The organism is Streptomyces sp. NPDC058796, from assembly GCF_042745235.1.
Lineage (GTDB): Bacteria > Actinomycetota > Actinomycetes > Streptomycetales > Streptomycetaceae > Streptomyces.
Window position 1 is genome coordinate 624,938 of sequence record NZ_JBHYOP010000003.1, and the last position, 14,160, is coordinate 639,097.

13 protein-coding genes are annotated in these 14,160 nt (G+C 74.4%); 8 read left to right on the forward strand and 5 right to left on the reverse strand.

Going from position 1 to position 14,160, the window contains the following annotated elements:
* Positions 1-27: 27 nt before the first annotated feature.
* Both ACFW47_RS11590 and ACFW47_RS11595 read right to left on the reverse strand, forming a co-directional pair.
* On the reverse strand, positions 28-1,422 hold the full coding sequence (locus tag ACFW47_RS11590) for a PH domain-containing protein (protein ID WP_386305629.1): 1,395 nt from the start codon (positions 1,420-1,422) through the stop codon (positions 28-30).
* Complete coding sequence (locus ACFW47_RS11595) at positions 1,419-1,940, reverse strand: PH domain-containing protein (RefSeq protein ID WP_386288381.1); 522 nt, start codon at positions 1,938-1,940, stop codon at positions 1,419-1,421. Before ACFW47_RS11595 ends, ACFW47_RS11590 begins: the two co-directional genes overlap by 4 nt.
* Positions 1,941-1,971: 31 nt before the next feature.
* Between ACFW47_RS11595 and ACFW47_RS11600 the strand changes: the two genes are divergently transcribed.
* Positions 1,972-3,123 (forward strand): NADH-quinone oxidoreductase subunit D, encoded by a 1,152-nt coding sequence (locus ACFW47_RS11600; protein ID WP_386288382.1) that lies wholly within the window; start codon positions 1,972-1,974, stop codon positions 3,121-3,123.
* Here the strand turns inward: ACFW47_RS11600 and ACFW47_RS11605 are convergent.
* The gene (locus tag ACFW47_RS11605; protein WP_386305630.1) at positions 3,088-4,170 is read right to left on the reverse strand and encodes an SAM-dependent methyltransferase; all 1,083 of its coding nucleotides are present in this window, start codon (positions 4,168-4,170) and stop codon (positions 3,088-3,090) included. The genes ACFW47_RS11600 and ACFW47_RS11605 overlap by 36 nt on opposite strands.
* 118 nt (positions 4,171-4,288) lie before the next feature.
* On the opposite strand from ACFW47_RS11605, the gene ACFW47_RS11610 reads away from it, so the two are divergent.
* Both ACFW47_RS11610 and ACFW47_RS11615 read left to right on the forward strand, forming a co-directional pair.
* On the forward strand, positions 4,289-5,494 hold the full coding sequence (locus ACFW47_RS11610) for a sensor histidine kinase (protein ID WP_386288386.1): 1,206 nt from the start codon (positions 4,289-4,291) through the stop codon (positions 5,492-5,494).
* 63 nt (positions 5,495-5,557) lie between these two features.
* On the forward strand, positions 5,558-6,232 hold the full coding sequence (locus ACFW47_RS11615; protein ID WP_073726709.1) for a response regulator transcription factor: 675 nt from the start codon (positions 5,558-5,560) through the stop codon (positions 6,230-6,232).
* Between the two features lie 39 nt (positions 6,233-6,271).
* Here the strand turns inward: ACFW47_RS11615 and ACFW47_RS11620 are convergent, their stop codons facing one another.
* Positions 6,272-7,378 carry a DUF5937 family protein gene (locus ACFW47_RS11620; protein WP_386305631.1) on the reverse strand — a complete coding sequence of 369 codons (1,107 nt, stop codon included), beginning with the start codon at positions 7,376-7,378 and terminating at the stop codon, positions 6,272-6,274.
* A gap of 157 nt (positions 7,379-7,535) precedes the next feature.
* On the opposite strand from ACFW47_RS11620, the gene ACFW47_RS11625 reads away from it, so the two are divergent.
* Positions 7,536-7,766: a hypothetical protein gene (locus ACFW47_RS11625; RefSeq protein ID WP_386305633.1), complete on the forward strand. Its 231-nt coding sequence runs from the start codon at positions 7,536-7,538 to the stop codon at positions 7,764-7,766.
* A 274-nt stretch (positions 7,767-8,040) separates the two neighbouring features.
* Here the strand turns inward: ACFW47_RS11625 and ACFW47_RS11630 are convergent, their stop codons facing one another.
* The gene (locus ACFW47_RS11630) at positions 8,041-9,207 is read right to left on the reverse strand and encodes a threonine aldolase family protein (RefSeq protein ID WP_386305635.1); all 1,167 of its coding nucleotides are present in this window, start codon (positions 9,205-9,207) and stop codon (positions 8,041-8,043) included.
* Between the two features lie 198 nt (positions 9,208-9,405).
* Between ACFW47_RS11630 and ACFW47_RS11635 the strand changes: the two genes are divergently transcribed.
* Genes ACFW47_RS11635 through nadC form a run of 4 tightly spaced genes read left to right on the forward strand, consistent with a single transcriptional unit; the run spans position 9,406 to position 14,157 of the window.
* Positions 9,406-10,440 carry a Rossmann-like and DUF2520 domain-containing protein gene (locus ACFW47_RS11635; RefSeq protein WP_386305636.1) on the forward strand — a complete coding sequence of 345 codons (1,035 nt, stop codon included), beginning with the start codon at positions 9,406-9,408 and terminating at the stop codon, positions 10,438-10,440.
* A complete protein-coding gene (panC, locus tag ACFW47_RS11640) occupies positions 10,437-11,441 on the forward strand; it encodes a pantoate--beta-alanine ligase (protein ID WP_386288396.1) in 1,005 nt (334 codons plus the stop codon). The genes ACFW47_RS11635 and panC overlap by 4 nt, the downstream gene beginning before the upstream one ends.
* Positions 11,438-13,171 (forward strand): L-aspartate oxidase, encoded by a 1,734-nt coding sequence (locus tag ACFW47_RS11645; RefSeq protein ID WP_386305637.1) that lies wholly within the window; start codon positions 11,438-11,440, stop codon positions 13,169-13,171. The genes panC and ACFW47_RS11645 overlap by 4 nt, the downstream gene beginning before the upstream one ends.
* Before the next feature lie 5 nt (positions 13,172-13,176).
* Entirely contained in the window at positions 13,177-14,157 is a 981-nt protein-coding gene (gene nadC / locus ACFW47_RS11650; protein ID WP_386288473.1) for a carboxylating nicotinate-nucleotide diphosphorylase, read from the forward strand.
* Positions 14,158-14,160 lie beyond the last annotated feature (3 nt).

Consider the following 14,160-nt stretch of genomic DNA (forward strand, 5'->3'; position numbering starts at 1 on the left):
GGACGGGGCGTGGCGGGGCGGAGGCTCTCAGGCCATCCACCGGTCCGGCAGCGCGTCCCGGCGGCCGGTCCGGGAGCGTTCCGCCTGGGCCCGCAGCAGCTCCGCCGCCTCGTCGGCGTCGCGCAGGCGCGCGGTCACGGTCTTGTTCGCCCCCGTGTCCACCCGGACGTCGGCCAGCCGCAGCGCCCGCTGCCACGGGCCCTGGGTGCGGCGGACGCTCTGCACCTTGGCGTGTGGCACCAGGGCCAGGCTGCGGCGCAGCAGCCCGTAGCGGGCGGCGAAGACCGAGTCGGTGACGGCGAGCCCGTAGCCCCGCCACCACAGCGGCCTGCAGCGCGCGGCCCGGCGCGGCGGGCGCGACAGCTCCGGGCCGGCCGGCACGGCCACCCCGGGCAGCACGCGCGCCAGGACCGACTCCGCGATCTCGCGCGGGGCGACCGGCAGCAGCACGGAGTTCGACGACCCGGCCACGTCCAGCTCCACCCGCACCCAGCCCCGCCGCCGCCACAGCAGCGGCTCCACGATCCGCACGGTCTGCACCCGGCCCGGCGGCACCGTCTCGTGCGCGCGGTCCAGCAGTCCGTGGTCGAGGCGGAGCCCGTCCGGGGACTCGGCCACCGTCCAGTCGTACTCCCCGACGAACCGGCCCGCGCTGCTCGCGCCCGCGGCACCCAGCAGCGGCAGGGCGGTCGCCAGGACCGTCCACAGGTTGTGGGTGGCGAGCCACAGGAGTGCGGGTACGACGACGGCGGCGATCAGCGTGCCCCAGGTGGCGCCGGTCAGCAGCAGCGAGACGGCCAGCACACGCGGTGGTACGCGCAGCAGCTGCCGGGAGGGTGCCTCGCCGACCTCGTGGGCGGTCTCGGGCGCGAGGCCGGCGGCGCGGGCGAGCAGCTCGGCCCGCAGCGCGCGGGCCTCGCCGGCGCCCAGGAAGGCCAGTTCGTCTTTCTTGCCGGTGCCTATGACGTCGAGCTTGAGCTTGGCGACCCCCGCGACACGGGCGAGGAGGGGCTGGGTGACGTCTATGGCCTGGACACGTTCGAGCCGGATGTGGGCGGTGCGCCGGAAGAGCAGACCGGTGCGGATGCGCAGCTCCGTGTCGGTCACCGCGTAGTGGGTGAACCACCAGGTCAGGAAGCCGTAGAGGGCGGCGGCCGGGATCAGTACGGCGAGGCCGATCAGCAGGTGGGTCGTGGGCAGCCGGGTCAGCTGGCGCTGTGCCTGGTCGGGGTCGTGCACGGCCCACCCGACCAGCACGGCCACCGGCGCCCACGCCCGCCGCAGGGGAGTGACGGGGTGCAGTCGGCGCTCGGTGATTCCGTCTCCGGGGGTCTCGGGGCTCGTGCCGGATTCCTCCCGGGCAGGCGTCGCCGGGCCTGCGCCGGGCGTTGGCCCCGCCTCCTCCTCCCCGGGCGTCGTCACAGCCCCGCCGATCGGGCCTCGCCCAGCTCGGTGAGCCGGTCGCGGAGCCGTTCCGCCTCGGCCGGGTCGAGACCCGGGATGGTCGCGTCGGTCGCGGCGGCGGCCGTGTGCAGCTGGACGCTGGCCAGTCCGAAGTGCCGTTCGACGGGACCGGACGTCACCTCGACGAGCTGCATGCGCCCGTACGGGACGACGGTCTCCTCCCGCCACAGCACACCCCGGCTGATCAGCAGGTCGTCGGCGCGCTCGGCGTACCGCCAGGAGCGCCAGTTGCGCTCCAGCATCACCCAGCCCCACACCGCCAGGGCCAGCGGCGGCAGCGCGAGGAACGCCCAGGCCGGTCCCAGGAACAGGCCGGGCAGCAGGGCCGCGGCAACAGTGAGCAGCCCCAGCCACACCACCAGCAGCAGGCGTCGCATGCGCAGCAGTCCCGGCGGCAGGCCGGTCCACACCGGCTCGTCCCGCGTGGCCCTCGCCGTCCCCGCCGCGCCCGTCTCGTCAGGGCTCCCCGTCTCCATGGGGCCAGCGTACGTAGGGGAGACTGTGTGCATGACTCCTACGACGGAGACCATGGTCGGCATCGGCGGCGCCGCGGAGAGCACCGACATGGTGCTCAACATCGGGCCCCAGCACCCGTCCACGCACGGAGTGCTGCGGCTGCGGCTCGTCCTCGACGGCGAGCGCATCGTCCGCGCCGAGCCCGTGATCGGCTACATGCACCGCGGCGCGGAGAAGCTGTTCGAGGCCCGTGACTACCGTCAGATCATCGTGCTCGCCAACCGCCACGACTGGCTGTCGGCGTTCTCGAACGAGCTGGGCGTGGTCCTCGCCGTGGAGCGCATGCTCGGCATGGAGGTCCCCACGCGCGCGGTGTGGACGCGCACGCTGCTCGCCGAGCTGAACCGGGTGCTCAACCACCTGATGTTCCTCGGCTCGTACCCGCTGGAGCTGGGCGGCATCACCCCCGTCTTCTACGCCTTCCGGGAGCGCGAGGTCCTCCAGAACGTCATGGAGGAGGTCTCCGGCGGGCGCATGCACTACATGTTCAACCGCGTCGGCGGCCTCAAGGAGGACCTGCCCGCCGGGTGGACCGCACGCGCGCGCGGTGCCGTCGCCGCCGTGCGCTCGCGCATGGACGTCTTCGACGACCTGGTGCTCGGCAACGAGATCTTCCGGGGGCGCACGCGCGGGGTGGGCGCCCTGAGCCCCGAGGCCGTGCACGCCTACGGCGTCAGCGGGCCCGTCGCCCGCGCCTCGGGCGTCGACTTCGACCTGCGCCGCGACGAGCCGTACCTGGCCTACGGCGAGCTCCAGGACACGCTGAAGGTCGTCACCCGCGCGGAGGGCGACTGCCTGGCCCGCTTCGAGTGCCTCCTGGAGCAGACGCACAACGCCCTCGACCTCGCCGACGCCTGCCTGGACCGCCTGGGCGAGCTGGCGCCCGGGCCGGTCAACCAGCGGCTCCCCAAGGTGCTCAAGGCGCCCGAGGGCCACACGTACGCCTGGACCGAGAACCCGCTCGGCATCAACGGCTACTACCTCGTCAGCAAGGGTGAGAAGACCCCGTACCGGCTGAAGCTGCGCTCGGCCTCGTACAACAACATCCAGGCGCTCGCCGAGCTGCTGCCCGGGACCCTGGTCGCCGACATGGTGGCGATCCTCGGGTCACTGTTCTTCGTGGTCGGGGACATCGACAAGTAGGGCCCCGGCGTCGACGGGCCCGACCGGCTGGAGCAGCCACCGGAAGTCGCCGAGCCCGCCCGCCGCGGTCAGCTCGGCGGCCTCGGAGGCGTCCGCCAGCGCGCGGACGTACGCCGCCGGGTCGGTGGAGGCCAGCGCGAGCGGGGGGCGTACGCCTGTGATGCCGAGGGCCCGCAGGACCTCCCGCTGGGGGCGCGACAGCGCGTCGGGGAGCGTGCGCTCCGGAGTGCGCTTCCCGGCGGCCGCGCACGCGTCCAGTGCCACGTGCGCGGTGATGTCGCAGGACCCGTCCGGCACGGGCGGCGTCCGACGCCCCTCCCGGAAGCCCGTCAGCGTCCCGAACGGCGGGCGGGTGGCCGTGGTGTGCGCGTAGTCGGCGGCCACGGCGAGCCCCGCGTCCAGCGCCCCGACGGCGGCGGCCCAGGCGGCGTCCCGGGGAAGCCCGATCTCCGCCCGCAGCCCCTCCTCCCCGGCCAGCGGCCACCACCGGGCCAGCCACCGGGCCTCCGCCCCGGCCACCGCCTCCCCGAGCCGCTCGGTCCCGTCGCCCCGGACCAGGACCCGCCGGGCCACTCCGGCGGAGTCCACCTCCGCCACGTCCACCGGCACGTTGTCCAGCCACTCGTTGGCGAACAGCAGCCCCGTCGCCCCGCGCGGCGGCTCGGCGAGCCACTCGATCCGGTCGTCCAGCCCGTCCGGGCGGTCGGCGATCTCGACGGCGTACGCGCGCGTACGGGCGGCCACACCGGCGGGCAGCGCGGCCAGCACCCCGGTCACGAGCTCGCCGCGACCGGCCGCCATGTCCACGAAGTCCAGCGCCGCGGGCCGCCCCAGCGCCTCGTCGACCCGGCACAGCAGCCGCGCCACCGCTCCGGCGAACAGCGGCGACGCGTGGACGGACGTCCGGAAGTGCCCGGCCGGTCCTCCGGGCGCGACGCGGTAGAAACCGGCCGGTCCGTAGAGGGCGTCCTGTGCCGCCTCTCGCCAGCCCCGCCAGTTCTCCTGCGTCTCGCAGGCCCCTTCGAGCCCGCTTGTCCCTGCTGTCACAGACCCAGGCTAGGGGTACAGAGGAACGGGGCCTCCACCTTGCGGAGTACGCGTGGAGACTGCGGATCGGCCCTCCGGTTGACCCCTGCACCTATCCCGCTTCCCTACGCTGGGTTACGTGCAGCGCCTCTACGACTTCATCCGCAGACACCCGACCGGGGTCGACTGTTTCTGGGCCCTCGTCCTGCTCGGTATTTCGCTGGTGTCCCTGACCGCCCCGCAGCCGCGGGGCGAGGGCACGGACACCACTGCGCTGCTCCTCGTCTTCACCGTCCCGCTGTGCCTCGTGATCGCGCTGCGGCAGCGGATGCCGGAGAAGATGCTGATGCTCGCCATCGCTCTCGGCGTGGGGCAACTGGCGCTGGACGTCTCCACGCTCCCGGCCGACTTCGCCTTCCTGGTGATCGTCTACACCGTCGCCGCGACCGGAGCCCGCTGGGCCTCCCGGACCGCGCTCGCCGTGGGGCTGTGCGCTGCCCCCGTCGCCCAGCTGCGCTGGGCCGACGGAACGCTGGGCATAGGGGCCAACATCGCCATAACGGTCTTCCAGGCGGTGCCCTTCGCCCTCGCCTGGGTGCTCGGCGACTCCATCCGCACCCGCCGCGCCTACTTCGCGCAGCTGGAGGAGCGGGCCGCCCGGCTGGAGAAGGAGCGCGAGGCCCAGTCCAAGGTCGCGGTCGCCGCCGAACGCGCCCGGATCGCGCGCGAGCTGCACGACGTCGTCGCGCACAACGTCTCCGTGATGGTGGTCCAGGCCGACGGCGCCGCCTACGTCATGGACGCCGCCCCCGACCAGGCGAAGAAGGCCCTGGAGACCATCTCCTCGACCGGCCGCCAGGCCCTCGCCGAGATGCGGCGCCTGCTCGGGGTGCTGCGCACCGGCGAGCACGAGGAGGCCGGCGAGTACGTGCCGCAGCCCGACGTCCAGCAGATCGAGGACCTCGTGGAGCAGTGCCGCAGCTCCGGTCTGCCCGTCGACTTCAAGGTCGAGGGCACACCGCGCGAGCTGCCCAGCGGCGTCGAGCTCACCGCGTACCGCATCGTGCAGGAGGCGCTGACCAACACCCGCAAGCACGGTGGCCCCAACGCGGGCGCGAGCGTGCGGCTGGTCTACTTCGACGACGGTCTCGGTCTGCTCATCGAGGACGACGGCAAGGGCGCCCCGCACGAGCTGTACGAGGAGGGCGGCTTCGACGGCCAGGGCCACGGCATGATCGGCATGCGGGAACGGGTCGGCATGGTGGGCGGCACCCTGGACGCCGGCCCGCGGCCGGGCGGAGGATTCCGCATCAGCGCGCTGCTGCCGCTGAAACCCGCACACTGAACCACCGCGCCCTTACGCGCGTACCGCGTTGACACCTGTAAGACCCGCATGGAAGAGGCTCCGATGACGATCCGCGTAATGCTCGTCGACGACCAGGTGCTGCTGCGCACCGGGTTCCGGATGGTGCTCGCCGCCCAGCCGGACATGGAGGTCGTCGCGGAGGCGGGCGACGGCGTCGAGGCCCTCCAGGTGCTGCGTTCGACCGCTGTGGACGTCGTCCTGATGGACGTCCGCATGCCCAAGCTCGACGGCGTCGAGACCACCAGCCGGATCTGCGTGGACCCGGCGGCGCCGAAGGTGCTGATCCTGACCACCTTCGACCTCGACGAGTACGCCTTTTCGGCGCTGAAGGCGGGCGCCTCCGGCTTCATGCTCAAGGACGTGCCGCCGGGCGAACTGCTCGCCGCGATCCGTTCCGTGCACAGCGGGGACGCGGTGGTCGCGCCCTCGACCACCCGCCGGCTCCTGGACCGCTTCGCGCCGATGCTGCCGGCCACCGGCCAGGAGCCCCGGCACAAGGAGCTCCAGCGTCTCACCGAGCGGGAGCGCGAGGTGATGGTGCTGGTGGCGCAGGGCCTGTCCAACGGGGAGATCGCGGCGCGGCTGGTGCTGTCCGAGGCGACGGTGAAGACCCACGTGGGCCGCATCCTGACCAAGCTGGACCTGCGCGACCGGGTGCAGGTGGTGGTCCTCGCCTACGAGACGGGGCTGGTGCGGGCGGGCGGCGGGCAGGGCTGAGGGACCGGCGGGGCCGGCCGTGCCCCGATCGGCCCGCGGTCAGCGGAGTATGCCCTCCAGGAAGTCGCTGCCCAGCCGCGCCACCACCGTCACGTCCAGCTGGTGCAGCACGTACCGGCCGCGGCGGCGGGTGGTGATCAGCCCCGCCTTCTTCAGCACCCCCAGGTGCCGGGATATCTCCGGTGCCGTCATGCCGTGCGCCTGCGCCAGCTCGCTCGTGGTGTAGGCGCTGCGGGCCAGGTGGCGGCAGATCCGCATCCGGACCGGGTGGGACAGCGCGGTCATCCGCAGCGTGAGCTGCTCGACCGACGGCGGCGAGGCCAGCTCCGGGGAGCCGACCGGGTAGTGCAGCACCGGCTGCCAGTCGTGCCGGTGCAGGACCATCAGGTGCGGCCAGCCCAGGCTGGTCGGGACGAGCAGGAGGCCTCCGCTCCCGGTCGCCGAGCGGCCGTCGCCCAGCTTGTCGACCGTGATCCGCGCGGCGCCCTCGTCCAGCGAGACGGCCGGGGACACGGCGGCCAGCGCCTCGGCCAGGCCCTTGCGGCGCAGCAGCTCCGTCTTGTGCCGGGCGTCGGCCGCGAGCTGGTGACGCAGCCGGGACCAGGCCTCCGCGAAGAACGCCTCGTCGCAGTCCTGCGCGAACTGCCGCAGCCAGCCGCGGATGCGCGGCGGGTCGGCCAGCAGCCGCTCGCTGAACCGCAGCTGCTGCGGCCCCCGCGCGGCGGCCAGGTCCAGCGCGCGGCGGCGCGCCTCGGGATCGGCGAGGGCCGAGACGCCACCGGTGCTGTACGGAAGCGCGCAGGTGAACTCCAGGGCCGCGTCCACGAACTGCTCGTCGGACAGCTTGTCGAGCAGGTCCAGATCCTCGGCGAGGGTGGCGCCGGGGAGTGCGTCACCGCCCGGCACACCGGCGAAGGGCATGAACAGGTCCGAGAACGTCGTCCGCCACAGGAAGTCGGCCTCGCACATCCGGTCGGCCAGGTGCGAGTCGAGCCGCGCGGTCACGCCCGTCGCCCAGCCCTGCAGACCCGGGTGGTGCCCCGGCTCGGACAGGGCGTGCAGCGCCATGCCCAGCTCGGCCAGGGGCGAGGGCACGACGGCGATCCTCTCCGGCCGCAGCCCCGCGATGTCGATGCGCACGCTCATGTCCTCATGGTGCACCCCGGCACTGACAACGCCGCCGCCGATTGACCGCCGCCGTCAATCGACGGGACCGCGGCTCGCCGCGGGCGCAGTCTGGAGCCACGGGGCAGCCGCGGAGCCCGACTTCCACTCCCACGTCACCTGGAGAAGGCGATCCGCCATGAGCATCACGCAGCAGTACCTCCTCGACACCTACCGCGCCCGGCAGCTCGGAGAGCCCGCGCCGCCGGCACCCGGGGCCCTGGACCGGCAGGTCGTGCGCGAGTGGCGCGAGCACCGCCGGTTCCGGGCGGTGCTCGCCGGCCGCCCCGCCCACGGCCGCCTGCGGCACGCCCTGCGCCGGTGGTGGTCGCTGTGGCCGCGCGCCCTGGGCCGATCAGCGGCCCGGTGACCCGGACGCCCGCGTGACCGGTCATCCCCTTGTACCGGTCGCGGGTGGCCGGGGCCGCGGGCCGGCTGTGGGTGATCGGGTCTGCGGGCTGGTTGCGAGCGGCCGGAGCGGCAGTCCGGTCGTGGGGGCCGGGGCGCAGTCGGGTCGCGATGGGTCAGCACCGCAGCCAGGTCCGCGGGTGGCCGGACCCTCGGATCGGCCGCGAACGGTCCGCAAGCCGTCGAGACCGCAGCCCGGCCGCGGACCGTAGGACCCGCAGCCCGGCCGCGAGAGGTCAGGCCTTCAGCCTGGCCGCGAAGTCGGCGACCGCCGTCTTCACGTCGTCGGCCGTCCACTCCAGGCCTGCCGACTCCACCCCGATCTCGGTGAAGGCGATCCCCGGACCGCGCGTGTCCCAAGGCCGGGAGAAGAGCATCGTCCCGGTCTCCTCGCCCTGCCGCAGCGCGGCCTCGCCCGCGTCGTCGGCGTCGCAGGGCAGCCAGACCTGGAACTCGTGGGTGTGCGGCACCTCGGGATGCACCCGCGCCCACGGGAGCCCGGCCGCCGCGAAGCCCTCGCGCAGCGCGGCGGCCACCACGCGCGCGTGGGTCACGTACTCGGGCAGCCGGGGCAGCTCGCGCTCCAGTCCCGCGAGCGCGGACAGCACCGTGGGGAACTGCTGGAACAGCAGACCGCCGTACCGGTGCCGCCAGGCCTTCGCCTCCTCGACCAGCGTCCGGGGACCGGCCAGGGCGGCACCGCCGTAGCCCTTGAGGGACTTGTAGAACGAGACGTACACGCTGTCCGCCAGGGCGGCGATCTCGCTGAGCGGGCGGCCGAAGTGGACGGTGCACTCCCACAGGCGGGCCCCGTCGAGGTGGACGACCGCGTCGCGCTCCCGCGCGGCGGCGACGACCTCGGTCAGCTCCTCCCAGGTGGGCAGCAGGAAGCCGGCGTCCCTGAGTGGCAGTTCCAGCATCAGCGCGCCGAACGGCTCGTCGAAGCCGCGCACCTCGTCGGCGGTCGGCTGCCTGGGCTCGTCGGTCAGCCGTACCGGGCGCAGGCCGCCGACCCGGCTGAAGGCGTCGCGCTCGTGCACCTCGGGGTGGCCCAGCCCGTGCAGCGCGACGGCCGGATTGCCGGTGCGCCCCGCCCAGCAGCGCAGGGCCACCTGCTGGGCCATGGTGCCGGTCGGGAAGAAGGCGGCGGCCTCGGTGCCGAGCAGGGCGGCGGTCTTCTCCTCCAGCGCCGCCACGATGCCGTTGCCGTACATGTCGGAGGGCTCGTCGAGGTCGTACAGCTCGGCGGCGCCCTCCAGCAGCGCCATGCGCTCCCGCAGGGTGGTGATGAGGCCCGGGCGCGCCAGCAGGCGCCGGGCGTCGCGGTGGACGGCCACGCGTCGCTTCCGAAGCCGCCGGTACCGCTCCTCGGTCGTTCCAGCTTGCTCTGCCGTATCGGTCATGCCGGGATCATGCCGCGTGGGCCGTGGAGGGGGCACCCGGGTTTCGCCGCCGCCAGGGACGCACCGCGGCGTGTGCCGGGCCGCCGCGCGGAAACCCACAGCCTGTGGACGACCGGACGTGCCCCGAACCAATCGCGTTAACATGACGAGAAATCGTCCGGTACCCCGAGCGGACTGGAACGGGAAGGCCGCCGTCGCGTGAACACAACCCCACAGCCAGACCCCAAGGACCGCCCCGCGCGGCTCACCGTAGGCGTCGTCGGCGCCGGACGCGTGGGCCCCGCGCTGGCCGCGTCTCTCCAGCTCGCCGGGCACCGCCCGGTGGCCGTCTCCGGGGTCTCCGACGCCTCCAGACGGCGCGCCGCGGCACTCCTGCCCGGCGTGCCGCTCGTCCCGCCCGCCGAAGTGCTCCAGCGCGCCGAGCTGGTCCTGCTGACCGTGCCCGACGACGCCCTGCCGGGGTTGGTCACCGGGCTCGCCGAGACGGGGGCGGTGCGGCCGGGACAGCTGCTCATGCACACCTCCGGGCGGTACGGCGCGAGGGTCCTGGACCCCGCCCTGCGCGCCGGCGCCCTGCCGCTCGCCCTGCACCCGGCGATGACGTTCACGGGCACCCCCGTGGACGTCCAGCGCCTGGCCGGCTGCTCCTTCGGCGTCACCGCGCCCGAGGAGCTGCGGCTGGCCGCCGAGGCCCTGGTCATCGAGATGGGCGGCGAGCCCGAGTGGATCGCCGAGGAACGACGCCCGCTGTACCACGCCGCGCTCGCCCTCGGCGCCAACCACCTGGTCACCCTCGTCGCCCAGTCCATGGAGCTGCTGCGCACGGCCGGCGTCGCGGCCCCCGACCGGATGCTCGGCCCGCTGCTGGGCGCCGCCCTCGACAACGCCCTGCGCTCCGGCGACGCGGCCCTCACCGGACCCGTCGCGCGCGGGGACGCGGGCACGGTCGCCGCGCACATCGAGGAGCTGCGCGCGCATGCGCCGCAGGCGGTCGCCGGCTACGTGGCGATGGCCCGTGCGACCGCCGACCGGGCCCTGGACCACGGCCTGCTGAGGGCGGAACTCGCCGAGGACCTCCTCGGGGTACTCGCCGACGGAACCGGAACGGGAACCGCAACCACGGCCGACGGCCCCGCCGGCACCGACAACCCCACGGACACAGACGGCACCGACGGCACCGACGGCACCGACGGCACCGACGGCACCGACGGCACCGAGGGAGACGCCCGATGACCACCACCCCGCCGCCCGTCCTGCTGCGCACGGCCGACGAACTCCACGCGCGGGTGCGGCACGGCCGCCGGGCCGTCGTGATGACCATGGGCGCCCTGCACGAGGGCCACGCCACGCTGATCCGCACGGCCCGCGACCTGGCCGGCCCGGACGGCGAGGTCGTCGCCACCGTCTTCGTCAACCCGCTCCAGTTCGGCGCCGGCGAGGACCTCGACCGCTACCCGCGCACCCTGGACGCCGACCTGAGGGTCGCCGGGCAGGCGGGCGCGGACGCCGTCTTCGCCCCCTCCGTCGACGAGGTCTACCCGGGCGGCGAACCGCAGGTCCGCGTCACCGCCGGCCCGATGGGCGAACGCCTGGAGGGCGCCTCGCGCCCGGGCCACTTCGACGGCATGCTCACCGTCGTCGCCAAACTGCTCCACCTCACCCGCCCGGACCTCGCCCTCTACGGCCAGAAGGACGCCCAGCAGCTCGCCCTGATCCGCCGCATGGTCCGCGACCTGAACTTCGGCGTGGACATCGTCGGCGTCCCCACCGTGCGCGAGGAGGACGGCCTCGCCCTCTCCAGCCGCAACCGCTACCTCTCGCCCCGGGAGCGCCGCACCGCCCTCGCCCTCTCCCAGGCGCTGTTCGCCGGCCTCGACCGGCACGCCGCCCAGGAGGCGCTGCGCGCGCGGGCCCGTGAGGTGCCCGCCACACACGCGCGTGCCGAGGCGCTGAGCGCCCTGGGCGAGTCCCGAGCGGCGGCCGACGCCCACGCCGTCTCGCACGCCACCCCGGGCACCCCCGGAGCCGTGCGCGCCGCCGCCCGCCTCGTGCTCGACGACGCCGCCCGCCTCGACCCCCCGCTGGAGCTGGACTACCTCGCCCTGGTCGACCCGTCCGACTTCACCGAGATCGGCGACGACCACACCGGCGACGCCGTCCTCGCCGTCGCCGCCCGGGTCGGCGCGACCCGGCTGATCGACAACGTACCCCTCACCTTCGGAGCCGCCTCGTGACCAGCACAGGCATACGACTGCACGCCCCCGCGCCCGGCTGGGCCATCGCCGCGGACGTGGTGGTCGTCGGCTCCGGAGTCGCCGGCCTCACCGCGGCCCTGCGCTGCGAGGCGGCGGGCCTGCGGACGGTCGTCGTCACCAAGGCCCGCCTCGACGACGGCTCCACCCGCTGGGCCCAGGGCGGCATCGCCGCGGCCCTGGGGGAGGGCGACACCCCCGAGCAGCACCTGGACGACACCCTGGTCGCGGGCGCGGGCCTGTGCGACCGGGAGGCGGTCCGCACCCTGGTCACCGAGGGCCCGGACGCCGTACGCCGCCTCATCGCGACCGGCGCGCACTTCGACGAGTCCACCGAGGGCGGTCTCGCCCTCACCCGCGAGGGCGGCCACCACCGCCGCCGCATCGCCCACGCGGGCGGCGACGCCACGGGCGCGGAGATCTCCCGCGCGCTGGTCGAGGCGGTCCGCGCGCACGGCATCCGCACCGTCGAGAACGCCCTCGTCCTGGACCTCCTCACGGACGCCGACGGCCGCACGGCCGGCGTCACCCTGCACGTCATGGGCGAGGGCCAGCACGACGGCGTGGGAGCCGTCCACGCCCCCGCCGTGGTCCTCGCCACCGGCGGCATGGGCCAGGTCTTCTCGGCCACGACGAACCCCGCCGTCTCCACGGGCGACGGCGTGGCGCTCGCCCTCCGCGCGGGCGCCGAGGTCAGCGATCTGGAGTTCGTCCAGTTCCACCCCACGGTCCTCTTCCTGGGCCCGGACGCGGAGGGCCAGCAGCCCCTGGTCTCGGAGGCGGTACGCGGGGAGGGCGCCCACCTGGTCGACGCCGACGGCGTGCGCTTCATGCGGGGACAGCACGAACTCGCGGAACTCGCCCCCCGGGACATCGTCGCCAAGGGCATCACGCGCCGTATGCAGCAGCAGAACGCCGAGCACATGTACCTGGACGCCCGCCACTTCGGCGCCGAGATGTGGGAGAACCGCTTCCCCACGATCCTCGCCGCCTGCCGCGCACACGGCATCGACCCGGTCACCGAGCCGATCCCGGTCGCCCCGGCCGCCCACTACGCCTCCGGCGGCGTCCGCACCGACTCCTCGGGCCGCACCACGGTCCCCGGCCTGTACGCGTGCGGCGAGGTGGCCTGCACGGGCGTGCACGGAGCCAACCGCCTGGCCTCCAACTCCCTCCTCGAAGGACTGGTCTACGCCGAGAGCATCGCCGCCGACATAGCGACGGCCCACGCGGAGGGCGCCCTGCACGCGCGCGTACCGGCCGCCCTCCCGCACCGCGAGCAGCCCGAGCACCCCCTCCTCCCGCCCGAGTCCCGCCTGTCCATCCAGCGGATCATGACCGACGGCGCGGGCGTCCTGCGCTCGGCGGAATCGCTCTCCCGCGCGGCGGACCGGCTCCACCACCTCCACACCGAGGCCCGCGAAGCCCTGCACGAGCACGGCAAGACGTCCGAACCGGGCGTCGACACGTGGGAGGCCACCAACCTCCTCTGCGTGGCCCGCGTCCTGGTGGCGGCGGCGGCCCGGCGCGAGGAGACCCGCGGCTGCCACTGGCGCGAGGACCACGCCGACCGCGACGACACGACGTGGCGCCGGCACATCGTCGTACGCCTGAACCCGGACCGCACCCTCGCCGTGCACACCACGGACACGTCAGAATTCCCCCCGACGAACCCCTCTCCCCAGCCGACGCAGCGCCCCCAGGAGCAGTGACAGCAGTGAACACCCCCGACCTTCCCCTCGCCTCCGGCGGAGGCTGCGGCGACGGCTGCGCCTGCGGCGCGGACACCGACGAAGACACCTACATGGAGTGCGGCCTCGACCCGGCCCTGGCGGCACTCCTCCTGGACTCCGGCCTCGACCCCGTCGAGATCGAGGACCTGGCGAACCTGGCGATCCAGGAGGACCTGGCGGGCGGCGTGGACGTCACGACGGTCGCGACCATCCCCGAGGACGCCGTGGCGACCGCCGACTTCACGGCCCGCGAGCCCGGTGTCGTGGCGGGCCTCAGGGTCGCCGAGGCGGTCCTCTCGGTCGTCTGCACGGACGAGTTCGAGGTGGAACGCCACGTGGAGGACGGCGACCGCGTCGGCGAAGGCGACAAGCTCCTCTCCGTCACCACCCGCACCCGCGACATCCTCACCGCCGAACGCAGCGCGCTGAACCTCATGTGCCGCCTGTCGGGCATCGCGACCGCCACGCGCGCGTGGGCGGACGTCCTGGAGGGCACGAAGGCGAAGGTCCGCGACACCCGCAAGACGACTCCCGGCCTGCGCAGCCTGGAGAAGTTCGCGGTCCGCTGCGGAGGCGGCGTCAATCACCGCATGTCCCTCTCGGACGCGGCCCTGGTCAAGGACAACCACGTGGTCGCGGCCGGCGGCGTGGCAGCGGCCTTCGAAGCCGTCCGCGAACGCTTCCCGGACGTTCCCATCGAGGTCGAGGTCGACACCCTGCACCAGCTCCGCGAGGTCCTCGACGCGGGCGCCGACCTGATCCTCCTGGACAACTTCACCCCGTCCGAGTGCGAGGAGGCGGTCGCCCTGGTCGGCGGCCGGGCCGCCCTCGAGGCGTCGGGCCGCCTGACCCTCGACAACGCCAAGGCGTACGCGGCCACGGGCGTCGACTACCTGGCCGTGGGAGCCCTCACCCACAGCTCCCGCATCCTGGACATCGGCCTGGACCTGCGAGCGGCGGAGTAGAAG